At 43.7% G+C, this 13,599-nt stretch carries 11 protein-coding genes; 7 read left to right on the forward strand and 4 right to left on the reverse strand.

Features of this window, described 5'->3' with window-relative positions:
* Window positions 1-18: 18 nt before the first annotated feature.
* Window positions 19-837, reverse strand: coding sequence for a slipin family protein (locus tag SWP_RS08355; RefSeq protein ID WP_020912022.1), 819 nt, complete (start codon window positions 835-837; stop codon window positions 19-21).
* The gene (locus SWP_RS08360; protein ID WP_020912023.1) at window positions 818-2,212 is read right to left on the reverse strand and encodes an NfeD family protein; all 1,395 of its coding nucleotides are present in this window, start codon (window positions 2,210-2,212) and stop codon (window positions 818-820) included. The genes SWP_RS08355 and SWP_RS08360 overlap by 20 nt, the downstream gene beginning before the upstream one ends.
* Before the next feature lie 296 nt (window positions 2,213-2,508).
* On the opposite strand from SWP_RS08360, the gene yegD reads away from it, so the two are divergent.
* Window positions 2,509-3,876, forward strand: a complete 1,368-nt coding sequence (gene yegD / locus SWP_RS08365) for a molecular chaperone (protein ID WP_020912024.1) — start codon at window positions 2,509-2,511, stop codon at window positions 3,874-3,876.
* A 355-nt stretch (window positions 3,877-4,231) separates the two neighbouring features.
* Window positions 4,232-4,720, forward strand: coding sequence for a CreA family protein (locus SWP_RS08370; protein ID WP_044555790.1), 489 nt, complete (start codon window positions 4,232-4,234; stop codon window positions 4,718-4,720).
* Window positions 4,721-4,795: 75 nt separating this feature from the next.
* Here the strand turns inward: SWP_RS08370 and SWP_RS08375 are convergent, their stop codons facing one another.
* Window positions 4,796-5,371, reverse strand: coding sequence for a type II secretion system protein (locus SWP_RS08375; protein WP_020912027.1), 576 nt, complete (start codon window positions 5,369-5,371; stop codon window positions 4,796-4,798).
* Window positions 5,372-5,492: 121 nt separating this feature from the next.
* Window positions 5,493-5,945, reverse strand: coding sequence for an azurin (azu, locus tag SWP_RS08380; protein WP_020912028.1), 453 nt, complete (start codon window positions 5,943-5,945; stop codon window positions 5,493-5,495).
* Window positions 5,946-6,236: 291 nt separating this feature from the next.
* On the opposite strand from azu, the gene rsgA reads away from it, so the two are divergent.
* From rsgA to SWP_RS08405, 5 genes are all read left to right on the forward strand, one after another.
* Window positions 6,237-7,289 (forward strand): ribosome small subunit-dependent GTPase A, encoded by a 1,053-nt coding sequence (gene rsgA, locus SWP_RS08385; protein ID WP_044555791.1) that lies wholly within the window; start codon window positions 6,237-6,239, stop codon window positions 7,287-7,289.
* A gap of 634 nt (window positions 7,290-7,923) precedes the next feature.
* Complete coding sequence (locus SWP_RS08390) at window positions 7,924-8,415, forward strand: DUF1097 domain-containing protein (RefSeq protein ID WP_020912030.1); 492 nt, start codon at window positions 7,924-7,926, stop codon at window positions 8,413-8,415.
* Window positions 8,416-8,518: 103 nt separating this feature from the next.
* On the forward strand, window positions 8,519-10,000 hold the full coding sequence (locus SWP_RS08395; protein WP_020912031.1) for a methyl-accepting chemotaxis protein: 1,482 nt from the start codon (window positions 8,519-8,521) through the stop codon (window positions 9,998-10,000).
* Window positions 10,001-10,507: 507 nt separating this feature from the next.
* The gene (locus tag SWP_RS08400; RefSeq protein WP_052634166.1) at window positions 10,508-11,245 is read left to right on the forward strand and encodes a cupredoxin domain-containing protein; all 738 of its coding nucleotides are present in this window, start codon (window positions 10,508-10,510) and stop codon (window positions 11,243-11,245) included.
* On the forward strand, window positions 11,242-13,596 hold the full coding sequence (locus SWP_RS08405; protein WP_020912034.1) for a bifunctional diguanylate cyclase/phosphodiesterase: 2,355 nt from the start codon (window positions 11,242-11,244) through the stop codon (window positions 13,594-13,596). The genes SWP_RS08400 and SWP_RS08405 overlap by 4 nt, the downstream gene beginning before the upstream one ends.
* Window positions 13,597-13,599: the final 3 nt, after the last annotated feature.

Here is a 13,599-nt window from a genome sequence, read left to right on the forward strand (position 1 = left end):
CTCTATACTGCTTACTGCTTACTGCTTGTTACTCGTTTCAACAGCTTTCTTTTTGGCAAACAATGCCGACTTTTCATCAGTATTCATCACACCATTAAGCAAGTCCATCGGCAGAGGGAACAGAATGGTAGAATTTTTCTCCCCGGCAATTTCAGTCAAAGTTTGAAGGTATCTCAATAAGATTGCGTTGGGTTCTGTGGCCAACGTGGTCGCTGCTTCAACGAGCTTACTGGATGCTTCCATCTCGCCAGATGCATGGATCACTTTTGCACGACGTGTTCTTTCTGCCTCAGCTTGGCGGGCTATGGCTCTTATCATTGTCTCGTTAAGGTCAACATGCTTTATCTCGACGTTAGAGACTTTAATGCCCCAATCATCTGTTCGACTATCTAAAATGCCTTGAATGTCGGCGTTGAGCATCTCACGGTTAGCGAGCATTTCATCAAGCTCATGCTGACCCAAGACAGATCGCAATGTGGTCTGTGCCAGTTGCGATGTTGCTTGTAGGAAGTCTTCGACATTTATAATTGCCTTTTGGGAGTCAATGACTCGAAAATACAATACAGCATTGACCCTTACCGAGACATTATCGCGGCTGATCACATCCTGGCTCGGCACATCCATCACCACGGTTCTTAAATCAACTCTGACCATCTGTTGGATGAATGGAATGACAATGACCAATCCCGGCCCTTTTACTTGCTGGAAGCGACCTAAAAGGAAAATAACGCCTCTTTCGTACTCTCTTAAGATCCTAAATACGCTGAGCAGTAGTGAGATAACAATAAATAACATTACCCCTGTGAATATCGTGCCGTTAGTGATGAGTGGTTCCATTAGAAGTCTCCTTAGGATCAACTGTCGATACTGTTAACGACAGGCCGTTGATGTCGTTTACAGTAACGGACTGACCTTTTCTGAGTGCTTGCGAGCTAATCGCATGCCAACGTTCACCGTTTAACAATACAAAACCATGGCCTTTAAAGTTGTCGATAACAATCGCATCGGCACCGATAATCGCCTCTTGCCCAGTTACTACGGCGTTTTTTCTCATGCGCAAAATAAAACCTAATGCGAACACGAAAAATAGTAAGCTAATGAAAGCAATGCTGGCGATCAGAATTGGCGATACTTGGAATTGTGGTTGAGGTGTGTCAAATAGAAATATAGAACCGACGACAAATGCAGCAATGCCTCCCACGCCAAATATGCCAAAGCTGGGGACCATAGATTCGGTTATGAGCAATACGATTCCTAACATTAGCAAAGCGAGCCCTGCGTAGCTCAATGGCAACATTTGGAATGCATAAAGGGCGATAATCAGTGAAATAGCCCCTGTTATACCAGCGACACCGATACCTGGACTATAAAACTCCAGTAACAGACCGTAGACACCAATGATCATTAAAATATAAGCAATATTGGGATTAGTGATGGTGGCGATAAACTGATGTTGCCAGCTTGGTTGTTTATTCACTAAGGCAGCGCCTTTTAGATTTAAAGTCATTTCTACATCGCCAAACTCAATCACCTTGCCATCTAAGTTCCTGACCAGTTGCTGCGGTGACTCTGCGAGCAAATCAATCACATTTAGCGCTAACGCTTCAGTTGCGGTTAATGTGGCAGCTTCTGTTACCGCGAGTTCTGCCCACTCTTGATTTCTGCCGCGTAGCTGCGCTAACGAGCGTATGTAGGCGATGGCATCATTAAGGATTTTCTTCTCCATAGCGGAGGGGCTAGGGTTTTCAGGTGTGTTATCTCCCTCTTTATCTGCTGGATTTATTTTATCGGGGGAGGGAGCGCTCGGCCCCATTTGCACAGGTGTTGCAGCTCCTAAAGTTGTAGCCGTTGCCATCGCAGCGACATGACACGCGTATAACATGTAAGTACCAGCACTCGCGGCTCTGGCGCCTTTAGGGTATACCAAACAAGCAACGGGAATATCGGAGGTTAAAATCGTTTGATTGATCGATCGTAGACTAGAGACTAAGCCGCCAGGTGTATCTAAAGTGATAATGATCAGTGGCACATTGTGCTGTTGATTGGCTGCGTTAATTTCAGCTGTTAGCTGTTTACCAACCGCAGGCCCAATTGCGCCTTTAACGCTAACTACGGGGATTTCAGTGCCAAGCGTATTTTCATCCGCACTTTGCACTCCCATGCAAAGTAGGGCTGTCAGGATCACTAATAGGGCTAGCTTCCAGCCATGCATAAACACACCTTAGTGAATGCTTTAGTCGAGTTCCTATATCGGCTAAGGGGAGTGCTTTAAGTTTAGTCTATTTTTGTCAATAACACTGGGTTGCCACGGTTTGAATTGTGAAACGCTTGCAAGCTAATTGCTAAGCAGAAGGGGCTGGATATGTTCTGTTTTAGCTTTTTCTGCTTATGAGTTTGTTAAGCCTGAGTAGAAATTGCTCTTAGAATTATTTTTTAAAAATAACGCTTTTTGCATCCGATTAACTGTGCTATTTTTCACGGCTTTTTTACGATTAACGGGATAGACTCATGTTTGTTGGATTTGACTATGGTAGTGCCAATTGCGCGATTGGTATTATGCAAGGTGAAGAGGTCTGTTTAGTCCCGCTTAGTGGTGATGCTAAGTATTTAACTTCAACGTTATATGCGATGGACAGAGAGCTAATTGCCGAAGAGGTACTGAAGCAACTCCCCACAGATCAAAAGGCAGAATATACCCGATTACGCTCGGCTCAATTGAGCCGCGCCGCATCCATGCGCCGTGAGCTAGATCTGTTACCCCATGAGCAAGCTGTATTCGTTGGCGAAGCAGCAGTAGAAGCTTATCTCGAGATGCCTGACGAAGGCTTTTATGTTCGCTCGCCTAAATCATTCCTCGGTGCGACAGGGCTTAGAGACAACCAAATCGCATTATTTGAAGATATTGTCACCTTAATGATGATGCATATTAAAGCGGTTGCTGAAAAAAATATGCGTGAAAATAGCGTGATTACCCACGCAGTCATTGGCCGTCCTGTTAATTTTCAAGGAATAGGCGGTGAGCAAAGCAATCTACAAGCAGAAGCTATTTTATCTTTAGCGGCTAAACGTGCTGGCTTTATTGATGTGGACTTTCTCTTTGAACCCCTCGCAGCTGGAATGGACTATGAAGCTTCATTAGATGAAGATGTCACTGTGCTAGTGGTCGATGTGGGCGGTGGTACTACAGATTGCTCTATGGTTAAAATGGGGCCTAATCATATTGAGAGTGCAGATCGAAGCCAGGACTTTCTAGGTCATAGTGGTCAGCGTATTGGTGGAAATGACCTTGATATTGCACTGTCAATGGCCGCATTCATGCCGCACCTTGGTTTAGGCAGCTTAATGGTCAATAAGCTACCAGTGCCAAGTAAACCATTTTGGAATGCTGTAGCTGTCAATGACATTAGCGCCCAGCGAGATTTCGCTGCTTTGAACTCCAAAAAGCTCATTGAAGAGTTAATTAAAGATGCACAACAACCGGAATTAATAACGCGTTTGCTAAAGGTGCAAAAAGAGCAGTTAGGCTATAAATTGGTTCGTAGTGCAGAGCAAAGTAAAATAGCGCTTTCTAGCGAAGACAGCATTGATACACCTCTGAGCTTTGTCCATGCAGGGTTGCATGCCAAGGTGACAGAAGTTGATTTTGAAAATGCGATTACCATGCCACTGAGTAAAGTAGAGTCGCTGATGCGAGAAGCATTGGAAACATCAGGGGTTAAGCCCGACAGAATTTACGTTACAGGGGGAACGGCTCGTAGCCCTGCCATATACCGCAGGATTTCAGGTTTATTCCCTGATATTCCGATTGTGGTTGGCGATCACTTTGGTAGTGTGACGGCTGGGTTAACCCGTTGGGCGCAAAGAGTATTTGCGTAGCGCTTTGTTATACAGATTGGTTTAAAGGTAAGCTAATACCAATTGCATTAAAAGTTTGACCATTCAGCGGGAATTCAAAACGCTGTAGGCAAGTAGTGGAATTTGAGCTAATAGTTATTCTATATCCAAATCCCATAGCGAAGCATACAGCGTTTTGAAACCCGCACTTCGTGAGCCCCTCAGTCTTTCCACTTCTGCTTTGCATTGGCTTAAAAGGGAATAACCATTTCTTTACCAATGCGCTTTGAATTGAAAAGGCTGAGGGGCTCTGAACTGGTCAAATACTTAATGCAATTGGTATAAATGCTCAGCGACTTACTTGCGGGTGAATCAGCAATTTTAATAAGGAAAAGTGATGAAAAAGTTAGCGTTATTAAAAGCGGGATTGCTTGGGATTATTGCCAGCGCTACTTTAGCGGGATGCGGTGATGATGTTGGCAAGGTAAGCCTAGGCTTGTTTACCACCAAAGATGTGATTATTGATGCCCGTCATGACCCCAAAGTGGCAGGTGTGACATGTCATATTAGCCGTATCGAAGCCAATCTCAGCTTGGCTGATCCATCTGATATGAGCATATCTTGTCGTCAGACTGGGCCTATCTCTGCCGCTGATATTGCCGACATCGATAAGAGTAAAAATGGCGAAGTGGTGTTTAAAGCTTCATTGAGTGTTTTATTCAAGACGCTTAAAGTACGCCGTATTTATGATGCAGAGAATCAAACCTTACTTTACTTGTCATATTCGACCAAAGAGACTAATGGTAGTCATAAGCATGCCTTGTCTACAGTACCATTATATGGCACTCAAGCTTGGGTAGAACCCGTCGCCATTTCTGCTAATTAGATTAAACGGCGTTATTTAACTGCTTTAGATTACAGATAAATGGCGCCTGTTTGATTGGATCTCATCGACTAAACTTTAATTGCTGTTAATGACACTGTTAACGGTACCCGCAACTGAGTCATAAACTATTTTTATTTCTGCTGTTTCACGGCCTGCAGTGTCATTGAGTGTGCGTAGCACATAGCTACATTCGGTTAGCCCTGTAGGATTACTATCAGCTTGGTGGCGATAGGCTTGAAAGTCACTGCCATTGTCGACACTGGATAGTGATACGCTAGCGGGATCTTCGATTAAGGTATTCCACAAATCAACACAGCCTTGCTCTCCTTGGCCAATATTGGTTGGTTGTCCCATAGGTTCGCCCTTATCAATACCTAAAGGGAAGCCATTAGCATTCATATCAAGTTCATCACCAGCATAGCCAGGCAGATTATTCATAGGGTCATTGCCACCGACTATTTGCCAGCGAGTGTGGCTGAAGGTGATAGCCTGTTGATATGAGGCTGCTATCGCTTTTACGCGGCTGATCTCAGCGTCACGTTTAAAATCAACAAACTTTGGCGCAGCGATCACGGCCAAAATGCCTAAAACGATAATGACTACCACTAACTCAATCAGTGTAAATCCTTTAACTTTATTCTTTGCGGCCATGCAATGTTTTCTTCCAATTAAGATATGGCAATAAGTTTAATAGTAATCGATTTGTTAATAAACAAAAATAAAAAACCGCCACAATGGCGGTTTAATCTTAGCTTCCTATGTGATCGATAGCTTACTTAATACTGAAGCCACCCTGCATAATCGCCCAATGGCCAGGGAAAGAGCAGAAGAAACGATAGTCACCATTTGGATCTAAATCTGTGATGCTAAAGGTAATGCTGGTTGAACCGCCACCGCCAATAATGTCGGTATGAGCGATGACTCTTGTATCTCCAGGTTTTACATAGTTATTGCCTGCGCCAGCGGCCATGCCTTCATTTGCAATTGCTTGCATATCAGTAGCTTTACTCAGCACCCAGTTATGCCCCATTGCAGATTTAGGCAATTGGCCGCTATGAGTTAACGTGAGAGTAACTTCTTTACAGCTAGCAGGTACCGATAGCTGCTTTTTATCGAACTGCATCGTATCCGTTGCTGAAATTGATAATTCACACTCGTTTGCGAAACTTGTGCTGCTAAATAACATGAGTGCCAAAGTGGCGATAAACGTAGTGATATAACGCATAGTTGTTCCTTAGTTGATTAAGTTAAAAGCCGAAGCATATTAGAACAAATGCACTTGAATGAGAATGATAATCAATTGTAAATAAGTTAAAGGTTGTGATGTAACTATGTTGGTGGTTGGTAGAGGCTGGCGGAATTGTCGTTTTTATTCAATCAACAGATTTCGATGATTGCTATTGTTTGATCACAGGAAAGCGAAGCTTTAGGGCTGAGCGCGAAATATGTATTTTCGAATACAATCGACATACTATTTAATTTGAACTTGAATGACTTTAGATATTTGGAATGGAGAATGGCGTTGGAACAGCAAATTATCACGCTAACACAACTCGGTTGGAGACCTTTTTTTCAACAGCAGCTTAGCCTAGAGGAGCTGACTGAGCTCAGTATTGGTCGAGTGGTTGAGCAACATCGTAGTCATATCGTGGTGTTGAGCGAAGCAGGGAGTCTACAGCTAACACTACCTCCGCAGTCTGAACGTGTCTGTGTGGGAGATTGGGCACTGTTCGATGATTCAAACAGACTAGTACGTCATTTAGAGCGTCAGTCATTGTTTCAGCGTAAAGCGCCTGGCAGTAAAGTAGCCACCCAGCTAATTGCTGCCAATGTCGATAGCGTAATGATTGTTTGCTCGCTTAATCACGATTTTAACCTAAGCCGCATTGAACGCTATCTAGCGCTTGCAAAAGAAGCAAAGGTTGAGCCTGTGGTGATACTGACTAAAAGCGACTTGTGCAATGATGTCGATGAAAAACGTCAGCAAGTACAGCAGCTTGATCCCTTTATGATGGTACATGCTGTTAATGCGTTAGATGATGAAAGCCTGCAAGACATATCGGCTTACTGTCAAACGGGCAAAACCGTGGCCTTTTTAGGCTCTTCCGGTGTGGGTAAGTCAACGCTTGTTAATGGGTTAATGGGGTTCGACGCTCAACTCACCAGTGACGTACGTGAAGATGACAGTAAAGGCCGTCATACTACCACTTCAAGAGCGCTTAAGTGGCTTCCACAGGGCGGGCTGCTGATGGACACTCCTGGTATGCGAGAGTTGCAACTTAGCGATTGTGAGCAAGGCGTCAATGATACCTTTAGTGAAATTATCGACTTAGCACAGCAATGCAGATTTGGTGACTGTAGCCATGAAAGTGAGCCCGGCTGTGCGGTTCAGGCTGCACTGAATGATGGTCTACTCGATAAGCGCCGCCTAAATAGCTATCGAAAGTTAATGCGTGAGCAAGCACTTAACAGTGCAACCTTGGCGGAAAAGCGAGCCAAAGATAAAGCACTCGGCAAAATGATCCAAGGCGTACAAACAGCTTCTAGAAAATTAAAGAAGGATTATTAGGGGCTGTTGATCTTTCGAGCTTAGTTTTTGTTCGGTTCTTTACCGTAAGGAATAATGCTTCTAGTACAAGGCTTGAGCGATAAAGCTTAGCTGGCTAAGTGAAAAGCTCATAACACATTCTAGTCATAAAAGAATAGAAGCATTGAATCGAACCCGAAGGGCCGCGTTTCTTGGCTATTTTTACTGTGTTGTAGACTATTTGTGGAGAATAACTAAATGGCATAGCCTCCGCCTTGTCAAAATAGCCAATAAACTGCGGCAAAAACAACCGTGAAAGATCAACAGCCCCTAGAGTCAATATCAGATTAAAAGCAGCAAACTCTTTGTGACCTTGCTGCTTTTGTTAGCGCTCACCTATGCAATAAATTAAGTCAGAGCTGTAATTTATCGTCATCTTAAGCAGTTGTTGAGCGGTCTATGCGCCGTAAAACTGCTGCTCCTCAAGCCTAGACGCAATTAATATAGTAATTTTGTTACATTACTGTTCGTTTTGTGCGCTAAAACACCTTCAATCGCAAATTATTTGTCACAAGTCGTGTTTTTTAGCATTCAAAAAGGGTAATTTAGTGCCCTTAATATAAAACACTGTGTTCTTGCATGGTAAAAGTATATGTGTCGTTAAAGAGAGGGCTTTATGGAGCATCGTTGGCAAATAGCAATTTCAGCTGGATTACTTGCCGCCATATGGGCAGGGTTCGCTGACGTATTTCAACTTGTTACTTGGATAGGTTTTCTTGGCTGCAGTACTTTTTTTGCGCAAACAGAGTCGGGTGCAAAGGGAATGCTGATGGCAATGACCACCAATCTCTCTGGTGTTTTCTGGGGCTGGCTTATTATATCTGGTAGTAGTTTCTTTGTATCTCCTCTGTTTGGGTATGCCTTCACTGGAATTGCGACTGCGGCAATGTGTTTACAAGCCAGTTATCAAAAACTGGCCTTTATACCTGGTGCCTTTATCGGTTGCTGCATCACTTTTGCTATGGCTGGCGATATCGCTGCCATATTACCGCCATTGCTGCTTGGTGCAATGCTTGGTTACAGCATGAGCTTGTTCACCGTTCAACTCGTTTCTTTGACTCAGAAACTGCAGACTATGCTTGCACAAAACACGGCGAAAGAGTCGTAAGGTTATCTTAAATCGAGCACTTCTGGGCCTTGCACTCTAAAGGAGTGCATGAATTATTTAATGCTTATAAATGGTCGAAGGTTAAGGCCAAGGGAACTTCACGATGAAGCAAATTAATTTTCGAACTGTCGATGCTGTATTAATCAAGCTTAGCCTTAATGGTAAATTTTGGGCAATCTGTACCATGGTCACCCTGATCACTTTAGGGGTTGCAGTCACTAACTATTTTAATAGCACACAACAGGTTGAGGCCGCATCAATTGAGCGGGCTCAAGCGACTGTCGATGCTTATGCATCTGTTGCTAACAGCCTTAATCTAGACGATGCAGCACTTGCTGACTTTGCCGCTGAAAATGGCTTAGTTGTTGGCTACCTTCAAAAATCAAATCGAGTTAACAACAAGGTTACCGTGAGTGCTAACCTTGTATCAGAGCAGCTTGTTTATAGCGCCAATGTCGCTAAGTGGGAGCAAGACGCACTGTCACAAGCTAATATGATGTTGTTACTTTCTTTATTAGGCTTACTGCCTTTGTACCTGGTGAGTTACTGGGTGTCTACCTCGTTAGGTGGCGGTTTATGGGATATGTACCAAGCGATAAAAAGGTTGGCGGACGGCGACTTAAGCTTTAGGCTCAACTTTTTTGGCAAAGACGATTTTAGTTTAATCGCCCGTGAAATTGACCGCAGTGCCGATAACATGAGTGAAATGGTATCTGCCATAGCTAAAAATGCCGAAACGCTTGCGCATGCTGCGAGCGAGTTTCAGCAACAAGCAGGTCAAAATGAGCAGCTTACTCATGCTCAACATCAATTTCTTGATACTGTTGCCGTGGCTATGTCGCAAATGACAGCCGCAGTTGAAGAAGTATCAGCAAATGCATCAAACACTTCAGAGCAAACCGAAATTAACTCCTCTCAGGCGGCTAACAGTAAAGTACAGTTAACTGAGGCGGTTGCGAGCATAGGTATATTAACCGAGAGGATCTCAGAAGCTTCTATTTCGGTTGAAGATCTCTCACATGCAGCGACTCAAATTGGTGAGGTCGTGACCACCATTAATGGTATTTCAGAACAAACAAATCTATTGGCGCTTAACGCGGCAATTGAAGCGGCGAGAGCCGGTGAGCAGGGACGAGGTTTTGCTGTGGTCGCAGATGAAGTCAGAACCCTTGCTAGCCGCACACAGCAAGCGACAGTGGAAATTCAATCTATGATTGAAGGCCTACAAACTGGCACCCACAAACTCAGTAACATTACAGGCGATATTGTATCCCAAGCAGATAAAGGCCGCGAAGCGATAATATCCGTCAGTAATGATGTTGACAGCATGGCGTTATCTATCAGTACGGTATTTGACATGAGTGCACAAATCGCGGCGTCATCAGAGGAGCAAAGCGTAGCCTCTAGAGAGATCGCATCGCAGCTAAATGATATTCGCGGGCAAGCAGAAACAATAAAAGAAACCACAGGTCATTCTATTAGCTTAGCCACTGACTTGAACGATGCGTCAAATGGTTTAGATCAGCTTTTAGGACAATATACCTTAGCAAAGACGAAGCTCGAACGATCAACAGCCGCTAACTAATTCATCCTCGCTTGAGTTGAAGCATACTCAAAAGCAGAGTAATACCAATCAGTATAAAGATTTGATCGCTTAGCGAGAGTTTAGCGGCTTTGAGGTAAGGTCATTAAATGCTCCTGCATTAATGACATTCACCACATCCATGTGGTTAGCAATGAATGAAGAGCATAGTTAAACTAGGTTCAAGTTCATTAACGCAGCATCAGAGCCGCTAAAACTCGCCTGTAGGAGTGTTTTTGGCTTGCTACTTCTGCGTTGAATAAACTTATAAGGGAACAACCATTATGTCATTACTCACTTTGAATTAGCCGGGCTTGAATTAGCGTGCCAAAAACGCTCTGAGTAGATCAACTTCTTATACTGATTGGTATAAGGCTCTGCTTTTTTGTGGCTACATTTCGTTCAAGCTATTCTTTTTCTAAAATAATTTGTAATATTTTTGTTGTTTTGCCTTTCTCTTTCCCAGATCAGCTTATTTATCACAATCGCTTGAAATGGAATAGAAACAATATGGATGTCATCACTCGAATTTTCGCAGTTGCGCTGTTTGCATTGTGCTCTTTAACTGTGCTGTTAATGCAGACTTCAACACGGGTATTTGCTGCAGAAACAGCCTATGTGCCGTTAAGCAAAAAAGTGCTTATAAAGGTGGTGGATGGGAACGCGCGCGCTATGGATAACATGGTTGTTTATCTGCAAGCAAAAGAGTTAGATAACGCTGATAACGTATTACAAGGCGCACAAGGGGTGGCAGATCCAGTTGAAGTTCATCAAAAAGATAAACAATTCACTCCCTATATTACTGTGGTTCAAAAAGGTCATGAGCTGCAGTTTGTTAACGATGATGATATAACCCACCATATTTATTCTGCAATTGGACCCAAACGCTTTTCGTTTAAACTACGCCAAGATGATGCCACCAAAACCATGGTTTTTGACAAAACAGGCCAGATCTCGATGGGATGTAATATCCACGACTGGATGAGCGGTCATATCTTGGTGGTTGATACGCCATATTTCTCCGCAACAAGGGGAAATGGCATTGCAGAGCTCAATGGTATTCCTGCTGGAGAGTATGAACTGATTGTTTGGCACCCGCAGCTCAAAAGTCCAAACCATCGCCAAGTTTTTAAGATCCGCAAAAATAATAAGCCGTTAGTTTTTACTGCAACGCTCAATGCGGAAATGGGGCAAGTCCCTGAGCAAAAAAGCCTTGATGACTTTGAGTTTTTGGAAGGCTACGAATGAAAAACGGCTTCTTTAGGCAAATGAATCGATTGCAGATCCGTATTTTCGCTTTTTTTATGTTGCTGTTATTTGCGGTGCAGATGATTTCGTTTGTGGTAACTTACAACAATAATCAACGCCTGGCAGCGCAGCAGCTTACAAATCAGCTGGAAGTGGCGCAATTAGTGTTTAAGTCAGAATACGATAACCGTAACTACTATTTATCAGCTTTCGCCGAAACCGCGGCTAAAGACTTTGGCTTGAAAGATATTTTTATTGATGGTGATAGCCGTAGCTTTTTAGTGGCACTCAATAATCACCGCAAACGTATTAACGCTGATCTGGCCATAGCTGTCGCAGCCGATGGTAAAGTCATCGGACAGTTGATAAATCAATACAACAAAGCGGGTGTGAAAAAGGTGAGTTTAGGTCCGGAGCAAAACCAAACTTTTCGCTACTCGCTAGACAGTGCTTTTCAGCAAATAGACTCGTTATATGCGTTAGAAAGCAGCGTTTACCAAATTAAGTTTGCGCCGCTAACCAGTGGTGGCAACACAGTGATAGGTTGGGTCGGCTTTGGTTTTGTCATTGATGAAGCGCTTGCGGGAACCTTGCAGCAATTGACTGGGCTTAATACGGGTTTTTTGTTAACAGAAAAAGGCGCTCCAAGCCGATTCTTAGTCAGTGGTCAATCGACTATGGCAGCGAAGGATAGCGCAGCAGTGTTACGGTTTGTTGAAAGTAACTTAGACAACACCGATTACCTGTTATGGCAGCAATACCTTGGCAGTATGGCAGAGCAAGATCTACATGCATACATGTACCAACCTAGAGCTGATCTTTTACAATCCTTTCAAAAACAGTGGTTATGGCAACTTGGGCTCATTTTATTGATGCTGCCTTTATCAATGTTACTGGCCTTTATGATCTCCGGCAGCGTCACTAAACCGATTAAAAAACTGGTGGAGCAGGCGAGGTATATTGCTAAAGGCAACTACCATAGCAAAGTCTCAGTCGGCAGTAGTGTCGAGATGATGCAACTCGCCGAAGAGTTTACCGTGATGCAGCAAGCAATCCTTAGCCGAGAAAGCAAGATTGCTTTTCAAGCCTACCATGACCCGTTGACAAACCTTGCCAATCGTAATGAACTGGAACGAGTCACTGCGGGCTGGTTTGAGTCGCAGCAGAAAGTGGCTATCTGCTTGATAAATATTCGCCGTATTACCGAAGTCAATGTCACTTTAGGCCATGTAGTTGGTGATGAAGTGATTAAAGAAGTTGGGCGCCGATTGACAGCCATGACTGGTATCGATTTAGTATGTCGCTTATCGGCTGATGAGTATGTGTTGGCTTTTAAAAACCTCGACGTCAAGTCGCTTAAAGACGTACTGCAGCAACTACAACGCAATATTGAGCGAGAGTACCTTTATCAAGACATTAACTTGCACCTGCAAGTCACCGTAGGCACCGCATTTTATTATCCGCCAGCAGATTTAGTCACCTTACTTAGACAAGCCGATACTGCATTACACCATGCTAAAAAGCATAAACTTGACGACCAGGTTTACGACTCACGAATTGACATTAATACCTTGGAGCGTTTACAACTGATCAATGAGTTAAAATCGGCCATTCAGCATAATGAATTGGTGCTTTTCTACCAGCCTAAGCTCGATCTCGCTTTAGGTAAAGTCACCCATGTTGAAGCACTCGTGCGCTGGTTGCATCCCGTTAGTGGCTTAATTCCGCCCGATACATTTATTCCCATAGCAGAAAAAACAGGCCAAATGAATGCCTTAACTCGTTGGGTTATGGTCGAGGCGATAGCGCAGTATCATCGCTGGAAACGTCAGGATATTGAGCTGGCAATTGCGATAAATATTTCAGCAGAAAACCTAAAAGATGAGTCTTTCTGCCAATGGGTGCTAGACATTATTGCCGATCAGAATATGCCTATTGAAGCGTTAACGTTAGAGATCACAGAAGATGCCGTGGTAGCCGATCCTGCCACAGCGATCAAACAGTTAAGTGTTTTGCGCCAATACGGTCTTAAGTTATCGATTGATGACTATGGAACCGGCTATTCTTCGCTCGCTCAGCTTAAACAGCTACCAGTCGACGAGCTTAAAATAGATCGCTCTTTCATTCAGCAGTTGATGATCAATGGTGATGATAGAACCATCGTCAATTCGACCCTGCAGCTAGCTCATAACTTAGGCTTAACGGTTGTTGCCGAGGGGATTGAGGATAAGGCGACTTTATCTTGGTTAAAACAACGAGGTTGCGAAATGGCACAAGGTTATTATCTATCGCGGCCAATAGATGCGGATGGACTCAGTCAGTGGCTCGCTGAATTTCCAACTCACGAATAAGAA

It is taken from the genome of Shewanella piezotolerans WP3 (assembly GCF_000014885.1).
In the GTDB taxonomy this organism is placed as follows: domain Bacteria; phylum Pseudomonadota; class Gammaproteobacteria; order Enterobacterales; family Shewanellaceae; genus Shewanella; species Shewanella piezotolerans.